This is a genomic window from Mesorhizobium erdmanii USDA 3471, assembly GCF_000472705.1.
GTDB lineage: Bacteria > Pseudomonadota > Alphaproteobacteria > Rhizobiales > Rhizobiaceae > Mesorhizobium > Mesorhizobium erdmanii.
Genome location: NZ_AXAE01000017.1, coordinates 165,231 through 182,904 on the forward strand (window position 1 = coordinate 165,231; position 17,674 = coordinate 182,904).

The 17,674-nt window shown below is 62.2% G+C and carries 19 protein-coding genes; 12 read left to right on the forward strand and 7 right to left on the reverse strand.

Annotation, left to right across the window (positions count from 1 at the left end; genetic code table 11):
* Positions 1–121: 121 nt before the first annotated feature.
* The 5 genes from A3AU_RS0114840 to A3AU_RS0114860 all read left to right on the forward strand — a co-directional run bounded on the left by A3AU_RS0114840 (position 122) and on the right by A3AU_RS0114860 (position 3,971).
* A complete protein-coding gene (locus A3AU_RS0114840; RefSeq protein WP_032917408.1) occupies positions 122–1,123 on the forward strand; it encodes an ABC transporter permease in 1,002 nt (333 codons plus the stop codon).
* The gene (locus A3AU_RS0114845) at positions 1,123–1,947 is read left to right on the forward strand and encodes an ATP-binding cassette domain-containing protein (RefSeq protein ID WP_027053546.1); all 825 of its coding nucleotides are present in this window, start codon (positions 1,123–1,125) and stop codon (positions 1,945–1,947) included. The genes A3AU_RS0114840 and A3AU_RS0114845 overlap by 1 nt, the downstream gene beginning before the upstream one ends.
* Before the next feature lie 105 nt (positions 1,948–2,052).
* Positions 2,053–2,364: a MocE family 2Fe-2S type ferredoxin gene (locus tag A3AU_RS0114850; protein WP_027053547.1), complete on the forward strand. Its 312-nt coding sequence runs from the start codon at positions 2,053–2,055 to the stop codon at positions 2,362–2,364.
* Between the two features lies 1 nt (position 2,365).
* Entirely contained in the window at positions 2,366–3,148 is a 783-nt protein-coding gene (locus A3AU_RS0114855) for a hydroxypyruvate isomerase family protein (RefSeq protein ID WP_027053548.1), read from the forward strand.
* A 10-nt stretch (positions 3,149–3,158) separates the two neighbouring features.
* Entirely contained in the window at positions 3,159–3,971 is an 813-nt protein-coding gene (locus A3AU_RS0114860; protein WP_027053549.1) for a 3-methyl-2-oxobutanoate hydroxymethyltransferase, read from the forward strand.
* An 86-nt stretch (positions 3,972–4,057) separates the two neighbouring features.
* Here A3AU_RS0114860 and A3AU_RS0114865 read toward each other — a convergent pair whose 3' ends face one another.
* Positions 4,058–4,888, reverse strand: a complete 831-nt coding sequence (locus A3AU_RS0114865) for a L,D-transpeptidase (protein ID WP_027053550.1) — start codon at positions 4,886–4,888, stop codon at positions 4,058–4,060.
* Positions 4,889–5,062: 174 nt separating this feature from the next.
* Positions 5,063–5,725, reverse strand: a complete 663-nt coding sequence (locus A3AU_RS0114870) for a haloacid dehalogenase type II (RefSeq protein ID WP_027053551.1) — start codon at positions 5,723–5,725, stop codon at positions 5,063–5,065.
* Between the two features lie 156 nt (positions 5,726–5,881).
* Here A3AU_RS0114870 and A3AU_RS0114875 point away from each other — a divergent pair, with 156 nt between their 5' ends.
* From A3AU_RS0114875 to A3AU_RS0114890, 4 genes are all read left to right on the forward strand, one after another.
* Entirely contained in the window at positions 5,882–6,760 is an 879-nt protein-coding gene (locus A3AU_RS0114875; RefSeq protein ID WP_027053552.1) for a branched-chain amino acid aminotransferase, read from the forward strand.
* Between the two features lie 177 nt (positions 6,761–6,937).
* Entirely contained in the window at positions 6,938–7,537 is a 600-nt protein-coding gene (locus A3AU_RS0114880) for a superoxide dismutase (protein WP_027053553.1), read from the forward strand.
* 211 nt (positions 7,538–7,748) lie between these two features.
* On the forward strand, positions 7,749–8,186 hold the full coding sequence (locus A3AU_RS0114885; RefSeq protein WP_027053554.1) for a c-type cytochrome: 438 nt from the start codon (positions 7,749–7,751) through the stop codon (positions 8,184–8,186).
* An 8-nt stretch (positions 8,187–8,194) separates the two neighbouring features.
* Positions 8,195–9,145: a cytochrome c gene (locus A3AU_RS0114890; RefSeq protein WP_027053555.1), complete on the forward strand. Its 951-nt coding sequence runs from the start codon at positions 8,195–8,197 to the stop codon at positions 9,143–9,145.
* Positions 9,146–9,157: 12 nt separating this feature from the next.
* Here the strand turns inward: A3AU_RS0114890 and A3AU_RS0114895 are convergent, their stop codons facing one another.
* The 3 genes from A3AU_RS0114895 to A3AU_RS0114905 form a co-directional block, all read right to left on the reverse strand.
* The gene (locus A3AU_RS0114895; RefSeq protein ID WP_027053556.1) at positions 9,158–9,547 is read right to left on the reverse strand and encodes an SET domain-containing protein; all 390 of its coding nucleotides are present in this window, start codon (positions 9,545–9,547) and stop codon (positions 9,158–9,160) included.
* Positions 9,548–9,709: 162 nt separating this feature from the next.
* Positions 9,710–10,336, reverse strand: coding sequence for a LysE family translocator (locus A3AU_RS0114900; RefSeq protein ID WP_027053557.1), 627 nt, complete (start codon positions 10,334–10,336; stop codon positions 9,710–9,712).
* Positions 10,333–12,456, reverse strand: a complete 2,124-nt coding sequence (locus A3AU_RS0114905) for a S9 family peptidase (RefSeq protein ID WP_027053558.1) — start codon at positions 12,454–12,456, stop codon at positions 10,333–10,335. Before A3AU_RS0114905 ends, A3AU_RS0114900 begins: the two co-directional genes overlap by 4 nt.
* Positions 12,457–13,133: 677 nt before the next feature.
* On the opposite strand from A3AU_RS0114905, the gene A3AU_RS0114910 reads away from it, so the two are divergent.
* A complete protein-coding gene (locus A3AU_RS0114910; RefSeq protein WP_027053559.1) occupies positions 13,134–13,559 on the forward strand; it encodes a Ros/MucR family transcriptional regulator in 426 nt (141 codons plus the stop codon).
* Positions 13,560–13,651: 92 nt separating this feature from the next.
* On the opposite strand, the gene A3AU_RS0114915 is transcribed toward A3AU_RS0114910, so the two are convergent.
* Positions 13,652–14,080 (reverse strand): SufE family protein, encoded by a 429-nt coding sequence (locus A3AU_RS0114915; protein WP_027053560.1) that lies wholly within the window; start codon positions 14,078–14,080, stop codon positions 13,652–13,654.
* A gap of 119 nt (positions 14,081–14,199) precedes the next feature.
* Positions 14,200–14,550 (reverse strand): DUF5330 domain-containing protein, encoded by a 351-nt coding sequence (locus A3AU_RS0114920; protein ID WP_027053561.1) that lies wholly within the window; start codon positions 14,548–14,550, stop codon positions 14,200–14,202.
* A gap of 533 nt (positions 14,551–15,083) precedes the next feature.
* Between A3AU_RS0114920 and A3AU_RS0114925 the strand changes: the two genes are divergently transcribed.
* Together A3AU_RS0114925 and A3AU_RS0114930 are read left to right on the forward strand one after the other, a co-directional pair.
* Positions 15,084–16,847 carry a sensor histidine kinase gene (locus A3AU_RS0114925; protein WP_027053562.1) on the forward strand — a complete coding sequence of 588 codons (1,764 nt, stop codon included), beginning with the start codon at positions 15,084–15,086 and terminating at the stop codon, positions 16,845–16,847.
* A complete protein-coding gene (locus A3AU_RS0114930; protein ID WP_027053563.1) occupies positions 16,822–17,625 on the forward strand; it encodes a peptidoglycan-binding domain-containing protein in 804 nt (267 codons plus the stop codon). Before A3AU_RS0114925 ends, A3AU_RS0114930 begins: the two co-directional genes overlap by 26 nt.
* Positions 17,626–17,674: the final 49 nt, after the last annotated feature.

The window sequence follows — 17,674 nt, forward strand, 5'->3', positions numbered from 1 at the left end:
CGCCGCCGACGACTGGCCGCGCCAGGCTCCGATCGTTCAAGCCAGGGACATTTCGATGACCTCCCAAGCCCATCACCAACTCGCTGCGGCAGCCACCGCGCCGCCCGCCCCGCCCTCTTCGATGCCCTCGATCGGCAGCCTCGTGCGCCGGCCCGAGGTCGGCTCGCTGATCGGCATGATCGCCGTTCTGGTGTTCTTCTCGATCTTCGGCGGCGCCAATTTCATGTCGGCCGGCGGTGCCGCCAGCTGGCTCAACGTCGCCTCGGAACTCGGCATCATCGCGCTTCCCATCGGACTCTTGATGATCGCTGGGCATCTCGATCTCTCGGTCGGCTCGATGGTCCCCGCCAGTTCGATGACCATTGCCATCCTGTCGGGCCATTACGGCCTGCCGATCATCGTCGGCATCGTCGCCGCGCTTGGCCTTGGGCTCGCCGTCGGCTTCATCAACGGCGTGCTGGTGATCCGCACCAAGGTGCCGTCCTTCGTCGTTACGCTCGCTACGCTGTTCGCACTCGCCGGCCTGACGCTCGGCCTCTCGGTCATCCTGTCGGGCAGCACCAGCGTCGCGCTGAAGAGCGGACGGACCGCCAAGCTCCTGTTCGGTGACTATCTCGGCGGCAAGTTCGAGGTGACGCTGTTCTGGTGGATCGCCGCTATCCTGATCGTCGGCTTCATCCTGAATTTCTCGCGCTTCGGCAACTGGATCCTGGCCATGGGCGGTGACGCCGTCAGCGCCCGCAATGCCGGCATTCCGACCAACCGGGTGACCATCGCGCTGTTCATGAGCAGCGGCCTGTGCGCCTCCTTCGTCGGCATGTCGCAGGCGATCCTCTACAACAGTGCCCAGGTGGCCGCCGGGCAGTCCTTCATCTTCAACTCGATCATCGCGGTGGTCATCGGCGGCGTGCTGCTCACAGGCGGCTATGGTTCGGTGGTCGGCATCGTTTTGGGCACGCTGACCTTCGCCATCGTCAACCAGGGCATTTTCTACACCGGCTTCGATGCCAACTGGGCAAGCCTGATCATCGGCGTCCTGCTGTTGGCGGCCGTGCTGATGAACAACACGTTCCGCACCATGGCGCTGACCTACGCGCCGCGCACCAAACCGAGGGCACGCTGATGAACACGCCCATGCTCAGGCTGACCGCAATCAACAAGTCGTTCGGCCCGATCGACGTGCTCCACGACATCTCGCTCGAGGTCAACCGAGGCGAGGTGCTGTGCCTGCTCGGCGACAATGGCGCCGGCAAGTCGACGCTGATCAAGATCCTCTCCGGTGTCCACAAGCCGACGTCGGGCAAAATGGAAATGGACGGCAGATCAGTCGCCTTCGACAGCCCCCGCGACGCCAGCGACCATGGCATCGCCACCGTTCACCAGTTCGGCGGGACGTTCCCGCTGATGAGCATCGGCCGCTCCTTCTTCGTCGGCGCCGAGCCGACGCGGCGTTGGGGGCCGCTGACCATCTACGATCGCAAGCGGGCCAACGAGATCGCTGTCACCGAGATGCGGCAGCTCGGGATCACCCGCATCGACGATGGCGACCGCCTCGTCGGCGGGCTGTCGGGTGGCGAACGCCAGGCGCTGGCGATCGCGCGCGCCGTGCATTTCGGCGCCAGCGTGCTGATCCTCGACGAGCCGACTGCCGCGCTTGGCGTCAAAGAGGCGGCGCATGTGCTGCGCATCGTGCTGCAGGCGCGCCGCAAGGGCATCGCGGTGATCTTCATCACCCACAATGTCGTCCACGCGTTGACCGTCGGCGACCACTTCGCCGTGCTCATCCGGGGCGCCAAGGCCGCGGACTTCCGCAAGGGTGAGAAAAGCCGTGAGGCGATCACCGACCTGATGGCCGGCGGCGAGCAGATGGCCGAGCTTGAAGCCGAGATCGAGAGCTTTTCCGCGGCCGATGACGGGCATGCGCCGGAGGGCGCGATCCATGCGTGACCAGTGAAGAGGCCCATCTCCTCCTCCGGGCATCTTCCCGTACGGCCGCCGGAAATTCCGCCGACCGCCTTTTTCAACCAACCAAAGACAGACGGCAGAGTGACAATGGCAAGATGGATCAACGCGTGCGCGACCGATGATATCGACGACGAGGACGTCATCCGCTTCGACTACGAGGGCCCGACATTCGCCATCTACCGCGGCCCCGACGGTTCATTCTTCTGCACCGACGGGCTGTGCACCCATGAGAAGGTTCATCTCTGTGACGGGTTGGTTATGGAGTACAAGATCGAATGCCCGAAACACAGCGGCGTGTTCGATTACCGGACCGGCGAAGCGCTGCGTGCGCCGGTCTGCGTGAACCTGAAGACCTACACCACGAAGGTCGAGGACGGCCGCGTGTACATTGAGGTCTGACATGTCCGATACGTTTACGCTTGCGGCTTGCGTCGAAATGCTTTGGCGCGACAAGCCGATGGAATGGCGCGTCAAACGCCTCGCCGAAATGGGTTTTGAGGTCGGTCTGTGGAACTGGCCGGATCATGACCTTGCGATGCTGGAAAGATCCGGAGCGACCTTCTCGATCATGAACGGTTACCTCAGGGGCCGGCTGGCCGATGACGAGGGTGCCGCCGAATTGTTGCAGACCGCGAAGGAAACGGCGGCCGTCGGCAAGCGCCTCGGCGTCGCGCGGCTCAATCTTCATGGCACCGGACTGGGCGAGGGCGGCCTGCCGGTCACGCCGTGCGAGACCGTCACCGGCTCGATGTGGCTCAAGGCCCGCGAGACACTGAACCGCATTGCCGACCTTGCCGAGGCCGAGGGAGTGACCTTCACACTGGAGAATCTGAACCTGCCGGTCGACCATCCCGGCGTGCCGTTTGGACGCGCGGAAGACACACTAGCGCTGGTCTCGAGCGTCAACCGACCGGGCCTGCGCCTCAACCTCGATCTCTACCATGCGCAGATCGGCGAAGGGAATTTGATCGAACTATGCCGCGCCTGCCTGCCATGGATCGGCGAGGTCCAGGTGGCCGACGTTCCCGGACGCACGGAGCCCGGCAGCGGCGAGATCAATTACCGGGGCATTGCCCGTGCGCTGAAGGATATGGGCTATCGCGGGCCGGTTGGCATGGAGGCGTTCGCCTCCGGCGATCCCGAGGCGGCGCTGCTGGCCTTCCGCGAAGCTTTTACCCTCTGAGGAACGAAAAATGGTCACCAAGAACAGCCGCTTTACCGTCGCCGACATCCGCTCCATGAAAAGCCGCGGACAGAAGATCTCCATGCTGTACGTCACTTCGCTCGAAGAGGCGGCAGCGGCGGACGCGGCCGGCGTCAACATGCTGTCGATCGAGGGTCGATTCTTCTCGCCCGAGATGCGCGAGGCGGCCGGCCGGTGCCTCGTGCAGGTCGGGCTTCCCTACGGCCCTGCCGGCAATCTGGTCACAGCAGAGGACTATCTGAAAACCGCCTACAACTTCATGCGCATCGGCGGCGATTGCTTGTACTGCGCCGCCTCGCTCGATATCCAGAAGACGCTCTGCGACAACGCCGTGCCGGTCATTGCCCATGTCGGCCTGATCCCCTCGCAATGCACCTGGACCGGCGGCTTCAAGGCCGTCGGTCGAACGGCCGAGAGCGCGCGTATGGTGTGGGATCACGTCAAGCGCCTTGAAAGCATCGGCTGCTTCGGCGCCGAGCTGGAAGTTGTGCCCGATCGGGTCGCCGAACTGATCACCAAGAATACACCGATGATCATGCTTGGCATGGGCGCGGGGCCGCATGCCGACGCGCAATATTTGTTCAGCGAGGACGTGCTCGGTCACACGGCCGGGCACAGACCGCGCCACGCCAAGACCTACCGCAACTTCTCTGCCGAATATGGGCGGCTGCAGCGTGAACGCATCGCCGCCTATCGCGAGTTCATCGCCGACATCCAGACCGGGGCCTATCCCGAGCCGCAGCATGTGGTCGCGATCGCCGACGACGAGCTCGCGGCTTTCAGCGCTGCACTTGGCCTCTGACGGATCTCGCCCCGGAAATCGGTCAGGCTTTCGGGACCGGCATGCAAGGCAGGAGCGACGGCCGGCCGCCGCTCCTTCAATCCAGCTCAGAAGATGGCGTTGGTCACCGCCTTGACCGGGCCGAGCAGGACCGATCCGTCTGGCACGCCGGCATCGATCGGGATGGCCTTATGGTTCGCCGTCGCTGCCGCGGCCATCGGCTGGCTGGCGTCGCTGGTGACGATGACGGGGGTTTTCGACGGTACGCGGTCGTAGAGGTCGATGATGTCCTGGTTCATCAGGCGCACGCAGCCCGACGACACCGATTTGCCAATCGAGCGCCATTCCGGGGAGCCGTGCAGGCGGTAGAGCGTGTCCACATTGCCCTGGAAGAGATAGAGCGCACGCGCGCCGAGCGGGTTCTTCAGCCCGCCGGGCATGCCGCCATTGTCGGCGCTGTACTGCTTCAGTTCCGGCTGCCGGGCCACCATTTCATCCGGCGGCGTCCATTTCGGCCATTTCTGCTTCCACTGGACGACGGCGTCGCCCGACCATTCGAAGCCGGCGCGGCCGAGACCGACGCCATAGCGGATCGCCTGGCCGCCGGGACGAACCAGATAGAGGAAATGACCTGTCGTATCGACGACGATGGTTCCCGGCTTCTGCCCGGTCGGATCGGGGACGATCTGGCGCAGGAACTGCGGATCGATCCTGTCGACGGGGATGGCCGGCAGATCGAAGCCACCATCGCTGACGGCCGCGTACATCGACGCGTAATCGGCAAGCGGCGGCTCGACATAGGTCGGCGGCGGCGGCTCGACCGGCCCCGGCCCGGTGGTGGCGCATGCGGAAACCGCGATCGATGCGGCGCCCAATGCTGCGGCGTTGAGGAAGCCGCGACGGCTCAGGCGAAAGGATTCGATTTCGGTTATGGACATGATTGCCTTCTTTAAGACTCAAATCGCAACAAAGCGTCAATACGCCGATCGCCGTTGCAGGTGTCTGACAACACCCGGCGCGATAGGCGGTTCCGATTCTGGCCCGAACGTGGACAAACAAAGGCGAAGCTGTGACTGCGCCGCCACTGTGGCGCTGGGGTCACAGGGTGTTGCCTAGCCGCCGGGCACCAGCGCTTCGAGCGTCGGCAGGATCAGGGCCGGCGGAAAATCCCGGTATTCCTCGGGCTGGTTGGAGCGGTTGATCCATACCGTTCGGAAGCCGAACTTGGTGGCGCCTGCAATATCCCAGCGATTGGAGGACTGGAAGGAAACCGCGCCGGGATAGAGGCGCCACCCGGTGGCGACCATGTCGTAGACTGCCGGATCGGTTTTGAAGCGTCGCACCGCGTCGACTGAGTAGATGTCGTCCAGGACCTGGTCGAGCGCGGCGGACTTGACCGCTGCTTGCAGCATTTCTGGCGAGCCGTTGGAGAGGATTGCCAGCCTGGCTCCCGAAGCCTTGAGCCCCTTCAGCACGGTCGGCACTTCCGGGTAGCAATCCAGCCCCCAATAGGCTTCCAGCAATTTTGTTTTGAGACCGGGATCGGCCGAGGGGACCTTGCGCAGGGCGAAGTCCAGCGCCTGTTCGGTCAACTGCCAGAAATCCGCATAGGCGCCCATCAGCGTGCGCACCCAGGAATATTCGAGCTGCTTGGCGCGCCAGATTTCGGACAGCAACTGGCCCTCCGGCCCGATCTGGTCGGCATGGCGGCGCACGGCGGCATGCACGTCGAACAGCGTGCCATAGGCGTCGAAGACATAGGCGGCGTATTGCATGGCAACAGTCTTGAGGCGAGGCGGGGCAAGGTGCAAGCCTTGATTGCATCGCGCCTGCCGCTGGCCTCAACAAAAACTCGCCCATGCTGGTTGACGCCAGCAGCCAAAGCATCATCCAATGTTGTCACACAAGATTGATCGGAACGGGATAACGCGATGACACTGGCGGCAGCGGCGCAATCCGCGACATGGACCTTCGTCGATGGCGACTGGTACGAGGGCAACGTCGCGATCCTGGGGCCGCGCAGCCACGCCATGTGGCTCGGCACCAGCGTGTTCGACGGCGCGCGCTGGTTCGAGGGCGTGGCGCCCGACCTCGACCTGCATGCCAGGCGAGTGAATGCCTCGGCGATCGCGCTTGGCCTCAAGCCGAACATGACACCCGAAGCGATCGTCGGACTGACCTGGGACGGATTGAAGAAGTTCGACGGCAAGACGGCGGTCTATATAAGGCCGATGTACTGGGCCGAGCACGGTGGCTACATGGGGGTGCCGGCCGATCCGGCATCGACGCGTTTCTGCCTCTGCCTCTACGAATCGCCGATGATCTCGCCGACCGGCTTTTCGGTGACGGTGTCGCCGTTCCGGCGCCCGACAATCGAGACCATGCCGACCAACGCCAAGGCCGGATGCCTCTATCCCAATAATGGCCGCGCCATCCTTGAAGCCAAGATGCGCGGCTTCGACAATGCGCTGGTGCTGGACATGCTGGGCAATGTCGCGGAGACCGGCAGCTCCAACATTTTCCTGGTCAAGGACGGCCACGTGCTGACGCCGGCGCCGAACGGCACCTTCCTGTCCGGCATCACCCGCTCGCGCACGATGACGTTGCTGGGCGAGTACGGGTTCAAGACGACGGAAAAGACGCTGTCGGTGCGCGATTTTCTCGAAGCGGACGAGATTTTCTCGACCGGCAACCATTCCAAGGTGGTGCCGATTACCCGCATCGAGGATCGCAATTTGCAACCCGGGCCGGTCGCCAACAAGGCGCGCGAACTCTATTGGGATTGGGCACATTCGAAATCGGCTGGCTGACGTACCGGTTCGTCCTTTTTGTCGCTGCGCGCTTCGCCGCAGGAAAACCGTGTGACAGTTTTCCGGAACGCGCTTAGAAAGGCAACCGGCGCTTCACTTCCGGAGTTGTCCCAGCTCAATCCAGACCTATGTTGATCCGGTATCCACACCGGACTTTTCCACGAGGGAGTACTACCCATGGCTTTTGAATTGCCCGCTCTGCCCTACGACTATGAGGCCCTGCAGCCCTACATGTCGAAAGAGACGCTGGAGTATCATCACGACAAGCACCACAAGGCCTATGTCGACAACGGCAACAAGCTGGCCGCGGAAGCGGGCATGGGCGACCTGTCGGTCGAAGAGGTGGTCAAGCAGTCGTTCGGCAAGAATGCCGGCCTCTTCAACAATGCGGCCCAGCACTACAACCACATCCATTTCTGGAAGTGGATGAAGAAGGGCGGCGGCGGCAACAAGCTTCCGGGCGCGCTGCAGAAGGCGGTCGACAGCGACCTCGGCGGCTACGACAAGTTCAAGGCTGATTTCATTGCTGCCGGCACGACGCAGTTCGGTTCGGGTTGGGCCTGGGTTTCCGTCAAGGACGGCAAGCTGGCGATTTCGAAGACCCCGAACGGCGAAAACCCGCTCGTCCACGGCGCCTCGCCGATCCTCGGCGTCGACGTCTGGGAGCACTCCTATTACATCGACTACCGCAACGCCCGCCCGAAATATCTCGAGGCCTTCGTCGACAGCCTGATCAACTGGGATCACGTGCTCGAACTCTACGAAAAGGCGAAGTAATCGATCGTCAAAAAAGCCCCGGTATTTGAACTACCCCCCGAAAGTTGGAAAAAACCGTTCGGGGGTCAGTTCAATACCGGGGCTTTTCTTTTCTGTGTCGATGTCGGGTAGTTGCGAAGGCCGACAAAAATCGTCCGATGAGAGGGAATAACCCGTCCGCCGCATCCGTTAACGTCCTGTCCTGAAATGCCTTCATCATGGAGCCAAATGAATGAGAAAGCTTGTCGTCGCCATCTCAATGCTCGCCTTTGCCGGCTCGGCCGCCTTTGCCGATCCGATCCTCGACCGGCAGGCGTTGATGAAGGAGCGCGGAAAGATCGTCGGCGGTCTGGCGAAAGTGGCCAAGGGCGACGAGCCTTTTGATGCCGCTGCCGTGCTGACGCAGTTGCAGGCGCTGCAGGCGAATGCCGAGAAGTTCGACGTCGACACCTTGTTCCCGAAAGGCAGCGATACCGGCGACACCACGGCGGGGCCGAAAATCTGGGAAGACATGGCTGGCTTCAAGGCCGTCGAGGACAAGTATCTGGCGGACGTCAAGGCCGCGGTCGCGGCGGCTCCCGCCGACGCTGACGCGCTGAAGGCGCAAGTCGACACCATGGGTTCCGATTGCGGCACCTGCCATCAGAGCTACAGGATCAAGAAAGGCTGATTTCGGCCATGGCATGGCTGAAGAAGCTCGTCGGTGCAGCCGTGGTTGTGGGCTGCGTCGGCGCGGTTACGGGATGGGTCCTCTCGGCGCCTGTGACCCTCGATACGCAGACCCTGACGCAACTCGCGCCTGGCGACGCGGCCAGGGGCAAGCGCATCTTCTACGCTGGCGGCTGCACCTCCTGTCATGCGAAGCCGGGATCACAGGGCGATGCGCGGCTCCGGCTCGTCGGCGGCCTCGAACTCAAGACACCGTTCGGCACTTTCGTGCCGCCCAATATTTCGCAAGACCCGAACGACGGCATCGGCGCATGGTCGGTCGAGGATCTCGCCAACGCCATGCTGAAGGGCGTATCGCCGTCGGGCGAGCATTTCTATCCGGCGTTTCCCTATGCCTCCTACGCCCGCATGAAGCCATCCGACATTGCCGATCTCTATGCCTTCCTCAAGACGCTGCCGGCGGTCGCCGGCAAGGCGCCGGGCAATTCGTTGGCTTTCCCGTTCAACATCAGGCGTGGCATCGGCCTGTGGAAGCGGCTCTATCTCGGCGACCAGCCCGTTGTTGCCTTGGCCGATAGCACGCCCGAAGCTGTAATGGCCGGCCGCTATCTGGTGGAGGGGCCTGGCCATTGCGGTGAATGCCACACGCCGCGCGATTTCGCAGGCGGGACCAAGAAGGGCGAATGGCTGGCCGGCGCCGTGGCCGCCGAGGGCTCGGGCATCGTGCCGAACATCACATCGGGCAAGGGGGGTATCGGCGGCTGGTCGGAAGCCGACATCGCCAATTACCTCGAGACCGGTTTCACGCCGAACTTCGATTCCGTCGGCGGCGCCATGGTCGACGTGCAGCGCAACATGGCGGAACTGACAGCGGTCGACCGTGCGGCGATCGCCGCCTATCTCAAGGCTGTACCGCCGCATCCGAACGGCTATCCGGCGCGCCAGAAGACCGCGAACTAACCGGTTGTCGGGCTACAGGTGCCGATCGCCCAGGAAATCGAAGCCCGTCTCGAAGAAATGATTGTAGTTGCAGGTCATTTCCTCGCCCGCTGCGATGTCGCGCAAGGCGTAGGTTTCCTCGGGTGAGGAGACATCGCAATTCGGCTCGTCGTCATGGTTCATATAGCGGGCGTCGTCGGCTTCGAAGACGATGTAGGCCGGATCGCGTCGGTCCGGGTAGGAATAGCGGTCGAGATAGTTCTTCACCGGTCCGGTTTCGCCCTCATAGGTCTCGACGTCGATGATCCGGTCGAATCGGGGGTCGAGCTTCCAGATCAACGTGCCCTTCGGGATGTGATGCTTTGCAAAGACGCCGATGCCTTGGATCGGCGATTTGTCGAGATAGACGTCGACGAGCAACATGGCATACCCCAGTAGAAAACATGTCAGGCAAGGCTTGCGAAAAGCCGCGCACTGGTTAGCGCGAGGCCGGTACAATTGCGAGCGGAAATGAGCAATGCGGGATTCAAAAAGTCATGATCGCGATGCCTCCGGCAGATGCCTGCTGGACACTTGCCTCCGCCGTCACCGTTGCTGCAGGGCCAGGCGGACGCCCAGGGCGCAGTAGATGCCGCCGACCACCTTGCCTTGCCATTTCAGCACAGTCGGATTTCTGCGCAGGAAACTGCCAAGCCGGCCGGCGCTAACCGCAAAGATGACCGTGCTGAAAAGGCCCAGCACGACGAAAATAAGACCCAGGGCGGTCAGCTGAAGCATCGCCGATCCGTTCTCGGGCCGCACGAACTGGGGCAGGAAGGCTAAGAAGAAAAGCGCGGTCTTGGGGTTGAGCACCTCGGTCAGGACAGCCTGTCGAAACGCCTTGCCGGCGGAAATCGCCAGCGTGCCGGCCGTTGGATCGGCCGGCACCTTCTCGACGATCGCGCGAATGCCGAGATAAACGAGGTAGGCTGCGCCGATGTATTTTGCGATACTGAATAGTGTCGCCGACGTGGCGATAATAGCCGAGATGCCGACCATCGCCATGACCGTGTGAAACATGTCGCCGGCCGCGATGCCGGCACCGGTCGCGATCCCGACCTTGGTGCCCGAACTCGTTGCCCGGGCGATCGTCAGCAGCGTGGCCGGACCCGGAATGAAGACAAAGCCGAGCACGACGGCGATGTAGGCGATCAATGTCGACAGATCGATCATCGCAGGGTCTCCTCGGTAAGCTGCGCCTTGCCCGTCACCTTCAACGCGAAGGAATAAGTATAGGCGATCTCCTCCAGCCTTGAGAACCGGCCGGACGCGCCGGCATGACCGGAATCCATATTGATCTTGAACAGCACCGGATTGTCGCCGTTCTTGCGGTCGCGAAGCCGCGCCACCCATTTGGCCGGTTCCCAATAGGTGACGCGCGGGTCGGTGAGGCCGGCAAGCGCCAGGATTGGCGGATAGTCGAGTGCCGCGACATTGTCGTAGGGCGAGTAGGCAGCGATCGTGCGGTAGTCGTCGGCGGATGCGATCGGATTGCCCCATTCCGGCCATTCCGGCGGCGTCAGCGGCAGGGTCGCGTCGAGCATGGTGGTGAGCACGTCGACGAACGGAACTTCGGCGACGATGCCGCCAAAGCAGTCCGGCGCCATATTGGCGACAGCGCCCATCAGCATGCCGCCGGCCGAGCCTCCTTGCGCGACCATGCGGTCATGCGCGGTATAGCGCTCGGCAACGAGGTGGCGCGCACAGGCGATGAAGTCAGTGAACGTGTTCATCTTGTGCGCCCGCTTGCCGTCATCATACCAGCCGTAGCCCTTGTCCTTGCCGCCCCGGACATGAGCGATGGCGTAGACGAAGCCGCGGTCGACCAACGACAGGCAGTTGGTATTGAAGGCCGCCGGCACGGTGATGCCGTAGGAGCCATAGCCGTAAAGCAGGCAAGGTGCCGATTCATCGAGCGGCGTGTCGCGATGGTGCAAAAGCGAGATCGGTACCAGTTCACCATCGGCGGCGGGCGCCATCAGCCGCCTTGTCACATAATGGTCCGCATCATGGCCGGATGGCACTTCCTGGGTCTTGAGCAACACCCGCTCACGGGTGCGCATATTGTAGTCGAACACTTGCGCCGGCGTCGTCATCGACGAATAGGAAAAGCGCATGATCTCGGTGTCGTATTCATAGGAGCCCGACAGGCCGAGCGAAAAAGCCTCCTCATCGAGAGACAGAAGATGCTCTTCGCCACTGCTGCGATCGCGCACGACGATGCGCGGCAGGCCCTCCTTGCGCTCGAGCCGGACCATATGGTCCTTGAAGCCGATCACCGACAAGATCAGCCGGCCCGGTTCATGCGCCACCAGTTCCTGCCAGTTGGCGCGGACCGGATCGTTTGCCGGCGCCATCATGATCTTGAAGTCCTTGGCGCCGTCCGCGTTGGTCAGGATGAAGAAGATGTCGCCGCCTTCCTCCATCTCATACTGGAGGCCGGGCTCTCGCGCGCACACCAGCCTGGGCTCGGCGAACGGATCGCTGGCGCTCAAGAGGCGGTATTCCGAGGTCTCGTGATCGTTGATGCCGATCATGATCCATTCATTGCTGCGGGTGCCGTCGACATTCATGAAGAAGCCGGGATCGCTTTCCTCATAGATGAGGCGGTCGTTTTCAGGATCTTGTCCAAGAGCGTGGAACAGCACTTTCGACGGCCGGTGGTTGGGGTCGAGACGCGTATAGAAGAACCCGTCATTGCGCGCGTCCCACACACCCGAACCGCCGGTGGCGGGAATCTGGTCCGCCAGTTCCTTGCCGTCGGCAAGGTCGCGCACGCGCAGCGTGTAGAACTCGGACCCCTTGTCGTCGAACGCCCACAACAGCTTGCGATGATCGGCCGAATGATCGACGCCGCCGAGCCGAAAATAGGCTTTGCCTTCCGCCTCCAGGTCACCGTCGAGCAGGATCTGCTCGGCGCCGCCGTCGCGCGGCATGCGGAAATAACGCGGCTGCTCGCCGCCGAGCTTGAAGGAAGACCCATAGGCATATGGCCCGTCCTTCATGGGAACGGAAGAATCGTCTTCCTTGATGCGGCCCTTCATCTCCTTGAACAGCTGCTTCTGCAGGTCGGATGTGTCGGCCATCAGCTTCGACTGGTAGGCATTCTCGGCTTCGAGCTCATCACGGATGCCGGCATCGAGAAGGGAGGGGTCCCGAAACATCTCCTGCCAGTTGTCGGCCCGCAGCCACGCATATTCATCAGTCCGCGTGATGCCGTGATGCGTATCGAAAACCGGCCGCTTCTCGGGCATTGGCGGGCTGACGATGGGAAATCGGTGAGTCTGGGTCATTACGTCTCGCTCTGGAGATATCTCAAACGACGGATAAACACGCCGATCAGGGCCGGTTCAAGAGCCGCGGCCCCGCGGTCAATTCGGTTCCGGAAGATGGGCAGGGAGGAGAGATGATGAAATATTCGGTCTCGTCTTGCTGCGGCCTTCACCGTGGCGTCACTAACTCAGGCATTCGCCTGCCAGTCTCATGCGACCGTATTCGCTGCTTGGCAAGTGGCCAACGTGCCGTGCCGGCATCTGTTGATCCGGGCGGTCGCGCGGCAGGCAGGTCACCTGGCGAGGGTTCGTGAAAGAAGTGCGGCAACCTGTGGTTTTGTGGACAGATGTGAACAACCAAGATTGTTGGCGCGATGGCAAAGCAAACCCGAGCATTGAACCTGCTTTTGTGAGTTGTCTCGAATGTAACGAACAGCTGACGTAACGGTAGGCCTTGCCGGTGTGGCGGGTGAAATATCGAAAAATTACATGATGCACGAAAGATTGAAGCTGATTGGCGAATAGTTGATCAACATTGCCAAATATAATCGAAAGAGCGAATTGACTTACTTGCTGTGTGGTTGCATTGATGTCCCCGTGACACGAATCGCAGGAAATCTACCTGCCGAAAATTCGTGCGATGCCCTGCCTGTAAAAAGGGCGCAGACCGACGTAACTCTTGTTGGGGCCTGAAGACCATGGATATTGTCGAAACACCTTCCAGAAACAATGATGCGCTGATCGAGCTGACCGCCGATGTGGTGGCCGCTTATGTCAGCAACAATCCCGTGCCGGTCGGCGAACTGCCGAACCTGATCTCGGATGTCCATGCCGCTCTCGGGCGCGTGGGCGGAACCACCGAACAACCCCCTGCCGACAAGCAGAAGCCGGCTGTCAACCCGAAGCGCTCGGTTCATGACGACTACATTGTCTGTCTCGAGGACGGCAAGAAGTTCAAGTCGCTCAAGCGTCACCTGATGACCCACTATGATCTGACGCCGGAGCAGTATCGCGAAAAGTGGAATCTCGACCCGAGCTACCCGATGGTAGCCCCGAACTATGCGGCGGCCCGTTCGCAGCTCGCAAAGAAGATGGGCCTTGGCCGCAAGCGCAAGGCGCGCTAGTCGCTGCTCAGTCCGGTCGAACCGACATCAACGGCGCCTTCGGGCGCCGTTTGATTTTTGGGGATTGGGGTCGTTGGCCGGCCGCAGAGGAGTCAGGCCGTCTGCGCGAGTGCCACCTCTGCATCGCGCTTGATGCGCTTGACCATCGAGCGAAGACCATTGGCGCGTTGGGGCGAGAGATGCTCGTCCAGACCAAGCCCCTTCAGCGTCGCTTCCGCATCGGTCTTCTGGATTTCGCTGGCGGTTCTTCCGGAAAAAAGCGCCAGCATGATCGCCACCAGGCCGCGCACGATATGAGCATCCGAATCGCCTGTGAATGTAATGACCGGATCGCTGCCTGGTCCCTGTTCGGTGGTCAGCCAGACCTGGCTGACGCAGCCCGGCACCTTGTTGGCGGCATTGCGCTCCTCATCGGGAAAGGGCGGCAGCGCTTCGCCCAGTTCGATCACATAGCGGTAGCGGTCTTCCCACTCGTCGAGGAACGAAAAATCGTCGCGGATCGTCTGGATCGTGGTCGCCATGAGCCGGATATAGTGACGCGACAGCGTCGCGTCACGAGAAAAACAAGGACACCGCGGGCGTCGAGAGGGCAGACGGCCCGCGGTGCGCCGTCGAGACGGCTTAATTCTTTATCGGCAGCCTAATTCTTAATCGGCAGGTTGACCGTTTCGGGCAGGACGATCTCCTGCGCCACGCTGCCCGTCATTGTCGAAGTGTCGGGGCCGGCAGACTTGTCATCCAGCATGGCGGCCGCGATCTTGGCGGTCTCCTTGGCGCGCGCGGTTATGGTGTGCATCGCCGACTTGCCGGTTTCACATACATCGGGCTTGCGCTCGCAAATGCCGGCGATGTCGCCCACCGCGTCGCGTGCCGCGAACAGGGCCTGGATCGGCCCGACGCTTGCCTGCCCCGGCTCGTCGGAACCAACGCTCAGCGGCAGCGCCAAAAGCACCAGTGAAAACCAGAAAGCCATTCTTATCAGGAAGAACATGCCTTGCCTCTCGTCGTGACCGGATCATGCATCATATGGCATGACCTCTTTTATGGGCAGGATGTTGGCACACAGCCACAAAGGACGGCTTGCGGGTTAGACGAAAATTTTCCTCAAATTTTAGGCAAATTCGAAACGAAGCGTTTTGCCGTCGATTTGTTTCATATCGAGACGATTTTCGTTACCCCGTGATAACCATCTATCTGACTGTTTCCATAGCGATTTTCTGGAATCTTGGCGGTTCTCTCGCTATCCAAGGTCCGCTGATGGCAGGCGTTCGCGGATAACCCTCCATTTACTATGGTGGCATTTGCCCGGGTTTTCGGCCGCCACCATCCCGATATTTGCCACAGGCCGGGCCTTGGTCGGCGCTGCCTTATCCATTCCTTAAACGCTGGATGAGAGTTTCAGAGCCAATCAAAACAATCTGCAAAAGCAGAGCTGTTCACGATGAGTGCGAGTGCGTTGAGTTGATGCCGATCAAGGCCAGATACGCTGAATTGCCGGGCGCGATCGCAGCCGGTTGCGAACGTATGGTCCATCCTTCGATTCTCGTGCAGAGCGGCCGCGAGCGCCAACGCCGTTTCATCGGCGTCATGCTGGCGGCGCCGTTCTTTGCCGCCGGTGCCGCAGTCACGCTGGCTACATCGGGCATGGGAGCCGCTGTGACCATGGCCGCCATCTTCGCCGCCTTCGGTCTGTGCTGGTTCGTCGCCCTGCTGGTGGCGGCGACCGGGAAGATGGCCGCGGCGGCTCCGATCTCCCTGGCGATGGCGGCCGTTGCGCTTGGCGGTCTCATCGCCGCCGCCGGCGGTTTGAGCTCTCCTGTCGCCATGCTTGCCGTGGCGCTGCCCTTCGAAGCCTGGTGGATCGGCGCCTCTCGGCGTGCGGCCGTATGGGGGGCGGCCTCGGCTATTGTCGCCATTGCCCTTCAGCCACTGGCCGCGGTCTTCTTGCCCTTCGCGGGCGCGCAGATAGCCGCTTGGCATTGGCTGGTGCCGCTGGCCTGGGCGCTGACGCTGATCCCGCGCCTGTCCGCGTTTCGCGAGAGCGCCGGTGCCGCCGATACGCCGGATACCGGCGAGCGGCTGGAAGACATCATCGACGCGGTGATCTTGCGGGTCGCCCGCCAGGGCGAGGTGATCGATGCGTCCGCCAAGGCGCGCACACTCTTGAAATTGCCGCCGGAACTGCTGTCGGGAACCGGCTTCTTCGACCGCATCCATTTGTCGGACCGTGTCGCTTATCTTAGCGCCCTGGCCGACATGCGCGATGGTGCACTGTCGCGCTGCCTCGAATTGCGCGTCAGGCTGCCCCAGAACGGTGGCGGCCAGAATGACAATCGCCAGAATGACAGCCGTCTGATGGCCGACAATTATCGGCCGTTCCTGCTCGAAATGGTTCGCGGTGAGGAGCAGAGCGACGTCTTCACGCTGGTCCTGCGCGAAAATGACGAGACGGCCCGGCTGCGTGCGGATCTCGCGCAGGCCAATGAGACGGCGGCCGCCGCGGAAGTGGCCAAGGGCCGGTTCCTGGCGGTGGTGAGTCACGAACTGCGCACGCCGCTGAACGCCATCATCGGCTTCTCGGACATGTTGCTGCATGAGATGTTCGGCGCCTTCAAGGATCCGCGCCAGAAGGAATATGTCGGCCTGGTGCGGGATTCGGGCCAGCATCTGCTGGCCGTCGTCACATCCATACTCGACGTGTCGCGGATCGAATCCGGCGCCTACACGGCGGAACCGGAGCCGTTCCGGTTCCTGGAAGCGGTCGAGATGTGCCAGTCGATGATGCGACTGCAGGCGCAGGCCAAGAACATCGATTTGCAGACCCAGATCGCTCCCGACGCCGGCGACATCAATGCCGATCGCCGCGCCGTGCAGCAGATCCTCATCAATCTCGTCTCCAATGCGATCAAGTTCACGCCTGACGGCGGCGATGTCGTCGTCGGCGCCAAGCGGATCGGTTCGCGCCTGCATTTCTGGGTCAGGGACACTGGCATCGGCATTGCCGAGGAGGATTTCGCCAATCTCGGCAAGCCCTTCACGCAGATCCAGAACGATTATACCCGCCGTTTCGAGGGGACCGGTCTTGGCCTGTCACTTGTGAAGGGACTGGTGGCGCTGCACGAGGGCACCATGTCCATCGAAAGCATGCCGGGCGAGGGCACCACGGTGACCATCAGCCTGCCGGTCAGCGGGCCGAAGGGGCGCCCGGCGAGCCAGGCAGGGGTGCTGACGATGCCGGCGACGAGGGCGAAAGGGGACAGGAATGGCTCGCTCCGCAAAACAGCCTAAGAAGGCGGTCAAACGCCGCAGCACCGCCTTCCAGGACGGTGCCATCGCCGTCGGCGGGATGATTTCGCGCAATCCTGTGCTGGTGGGCGGATCGACGGCATTCCTGGTGACGCTGTTCTATGTCTCGGCCAATGCGCTGTGGTATCAGCCTTTCCCGCACGCCGGGGCGTTCTTTGCCACCCGCAATTTCCAGGGTTTTCCGCACACTGCCTCCGACGAGCCGGAGACCACGATCAACATCGTGCGGCCCAATGCGGCACCGGCGCCGATGAAGGGCGATCCGGTGGTCGAGCAGGTGCAAGGCATATTGAAGGATCTCGACTTCTATCCCGGCACGGTCGACGGCATTTCCGGCCCCAACACGCGCAAGGCCATACAGGCCTATCAGCAGAAGGTCGGGCTCAACGCCTCCGGCGAGATCGACGCTCTGCTGCTGGATCAGCTTGGCGCAACGCCGAAGACAGCCGCCGTGCCGAAACCACAGCCCCGTCCCGACGTGGCGCCGGCCGCCGTGCCCGTGTCCCTGCAGACGAATTCTGCCCAACCGAATGCCGGGCAGGTCGACGCCGCTGCGGCCCAGGGACCCGATCCCCGCATCGTCAAGATCCAGGCCGGGCTGAAGGCGTTCGGCAATGACGACATGCAATTGGACGGCGTCGTCGGTGCGCGCACCAAGGCGGCGATCAAGGAATTCCAGTCGCTGTTCGGGCTGCCGCAGACCGGCGAGCCCGACGAGATCGTCTACGTCAAGATGCGCGAGATCGGCCTGACCAACTGAGGTCGGACGAACGAAGCCCAAAACGACTGCTCGCCCAACAAGTGAAATA

Bases quoted from the DNA above. Each gene is read 5' to 3' on its own strand.
- A3AU_RS0114840 (WP_032917408.1), top strand. From the start codon at position 122: ATGCCCTCGATCGGCAGCCTCGTGCGCCGGCCCGAGGTCGGCTCGCTG.
- A3AU_RS0114845 (WP_027053546.1), top strand. From the start codon at position 1,123: ATGAACACGCCCATGCTCAGGCTGACCGCAATCAACAAGTCGTTCGGC.
- A3AU_RS0114850 (WP_027053547.1), top strand. From the start codon at position 2,053: ATGGCAAGATGGATCAACGCGTGCGCGACCGATGATATCGACGACGAG.
- A3AU_RS0114855 (WP_027053548.1), top strand. From the start codon at position 2,366: ATGTCCGATACGTTTACGCTTGCGGCTTGCGTCGAAATGCTTTGGCGC.
- A3AU_RS0114860 (WP_027053549.1), top strand. From the start codon at position 3,159: ATGGTCACCAAGAACAGCCGCTTTACCGTCGCCGACATCCGCTCCATG.
- A3AU_RS0114865 (WP_027053550.1), bottom strand. From the start codon at position 4,888: ATGTCCATAACCGAAATCGAATCCTTTCGCCTGAGCCGTCGCGGCTTC.
- A3AU_RS0114870 (WP_027053551.1), bottom strand. From the start codon at position 5,725: ATGCAATACGCCGCCTATGTCTTCGACGCCTATGGCACGCTGTTCGAC.
- A3AU_RS0114875 (WP_027053552.1), top strand. From the start codon at position 5,882: ATGACACTGGCGGCAGCGGCGCAATCCGCGACATGGACCTTCGTCGAT.
- A3AU_RS0114880 (WP_027053553.1), top strand. From the start codon at position 6,938: ATGGCTTTTGAATTGCCCGCTCTGCCCTACGACTATGAGGCCCTGCAG.
- A3AU_RS0114885 (WP_027053554.1), top strand. From the start codon at position 7,749: ATGAGAAAGCTTGTCGTCGCCATCTCAATGCTCGCCTTTGCCGGCTCG.
- A3AU_RS0114890 (WP_027053555.1), top strand. From the start codon at position 8,195: ATGGCATGGCTGAAGAAGCTCGTCGGTGCAGCCGTGGTTGTGGGCTGC.
- A3AU_RS0114895 (WP_027053556.1), bottom strand. From the start codon at position 9,547: ATGTTGCTCGTCGACGTCTATCTCGACAAATCGCCGATCCAAGGCATC.
- A3AU_RS0114900 (WP_027053557.1), bottom strand. From the start codon at position 10,336: ATGATCGATCTGTCGACATTGATCGCCTACATCGCCGTCGTGCTCGGC.
- A3AU_RS0114905 (WP_027053558.1), bottom strand. From the start codon at position 12,456: ATGACCCAGACTCACCGATTTCCCATCGTCAGCCCGCCAATGCCCGAG.
- A3AU_RS0114910 (WP_027053559.1), top strand. From the start codon at position 13,134: ATGGATATTGTCGAAACACCTTCCAGAAACAATGATGCGCTGATCGAG.
- A3AU_RS0114915 (WP_027053560.1), bottom strand. From the start codon at position 14,080: ATGGCGACCACGATCCAGACGATCCGCGACGATTTTTCGTTCCTCGAC.
- A3AU_RS0114920 (WP_027053561.1), bottom strand. From the start codon at position 14,550: ATGTTCTTCCTGATAAGAATGGCTTTCTGGTTTTCACTGGTGCTTTTG.
- A3AU_RS0114925 (WP_027053562.1), top strand. From the start codon at position 15,084: ATGGTCCATCCTTCGATTCTCGTGCAGAGCGGCCGCGAGCGCCAACGC.
- A3AU_RS0114930 (WP_027053563.1), top strand. From the start codon at position 16,822: ATGGCTCGCTCCGCAAAACAGCCTAAGAAGGCGGTCAAACGCCGCAGC.